The organism is Vibrio sp. S234-5 (assembly GCF_000960595.1).
Lineage (GTDB): Bacteria > Pseudomonadota > Gammaproteobacteria > Enterobacterales > Vibrionaceae > Vibrio.
In genome coordinates this window covers 1-1,460 of record NZ_JZAM01000286.1, presented here as the reverse complement: position 1 = coordinate 1,460, position 1,460 = coordinate 1, and the positions used below count along the sequence as shown (strand labels likewise).

The window sequence follows — 1,460 nt, the reverse complement described above, 5'->3', positions numbered from 1 at the left end:
ATCAACTTACCTATCGAAAGTGGCAACAACATTCGTCGAAAATATGATAGCCCCGAACAAAGAAAGAACAAAAATTACGTCATTAATGCGAGTCAGTTAGTGATGTTACCGACTAGCCTAACGCCCGCTTAAGGGGCAGACAACGCTACTACTAACTTCCCGCATAACACCATAATCACGAAACCTAACGCATGATAAAAATGCCACGCGTTGGCTGTCCCTCTTGAAGCGTTTGTTATGTAACAATATTTTCCATCAGGTATATGTGATCAGCATACATTTGACCACCAATTCCATAAGCATCAGGAATAACACTATGTAATGTGAATCCACTTTTTATTAGCACTTTTTCCGAACCCAGATTACCTTCAGTAACCACAGCAGAAAAACTGTTTAGGCAAAACTGTTTTCGGGAATATTCGACTAAAGCTCGTAATGATTCTGTTCCATAACCTCGACCGTGGAAACTAGGTAAAAACATAAAACCAACTTCAGCAGTTCCATTCTGGATGCAATAACCCGTTATACCCACTTTGATACCCGTTTCTAATTCCGAAGCAACCAAACAGTACCAATGACTAGAATCTGGTGTCCATGGTTCAAGCCTAGAACGAAATTTAGACTGAATTTCCAGCAAAGTCGGTTCATCAAAGCAAAGTGAAATGACCTCAGGATCGGTATGAAGTGTGTGAAATAGAGACCAATCATCTTCCGATATCGGAGACATCACTAAACGATCTGAAAATATTTTTTCCACTGAACCTTCCTTGTTACATAACGCTGCGTTAAGGGGTGAATGCCGCCTAAACCAACTTCCCGCAGACCACTTTCACCACAAAACTCACCGCAAACCAAAAATGCCACGCGGCATGAATCCCTCTTAAACGCCTTGTTATGTTTAAGACTCAAAGGGTTAAGTTTTGCGATACCAAGAGCATAACTCGACTTATCTTTGAAAACCAAAGTTAGAAGCTAAAAAGCTGAATTAACTCATAAATTTGATTGTACTGATATTGAGGTTTTAGCGTGAAAAACCGAAAGCTGGTGCAAAAACGTTGAAACTAACATCGCTTCATTCGACTCACAAACGCACTGAACTTTAATGAGGCAACTCTCTGAATTTTTAGCGCCCACGAATTGGAGTCCAGAAAACAGCGACCACTAAACGTAACTTGCCGACAAGACCAAAATTAGAAAGCTGAAAAAGCAAAGAAAAGATGCAACCAACTGATTTTACGTGACTAAACATAACGCCCGCTTAAGGGGCAGACAACGCTACTACTAACTTTCCGCATAATACCGTAATCACCAAAACCAACGCATAGTAAAAATACCACGCGTTGGCTGTCCCTCTTGAAGCGTTTGTTAGTTTTTGTGCTGCAACAAGAACTGCTCTAACATTTTACCAACCAATTCCGGAGATTCTTGATGCGAAGAATGTCCTGTCAATGGGATATTCG

2 protein-coding genes and 1 pseudogene are annotated in these 1,460 nt (G+C 40.8%); all 3 read right to left on the bottom strand.

Going from position 1 to position 1,460, the window contains the following annotated elements:
• Nucleotides 1–235: 235 nt before the first annotated feature.
• Nucleotides 236–727, bottom strand: coding sequence for a GNAT family N-acetyltransferase (locus tag UF06_RS17820; RefSeq protein ID WP_045571645.1), 492 nt, complete (start codon nt 725–727; stop codon nt 236–238).
• Between the two features lie 2 nt (nt 728–729).
• On the bottom strand, nt 730–909 hold the full coding sequence (locus UF06_RS28440) for a DUF3265 domain-containing protein (protein ID WP_319024131.1): 180 nt from the start codon (nt 907–909) through the stop codon (nt 730–732).
• Between the two features lie 456 nt (nt 910–1,365).
• Nucleotides 1,366–1,460: pseudogene (locus UF06_RS28435) on the bottom strand (alpha/beta hydrolase); the annotation flags it as partial.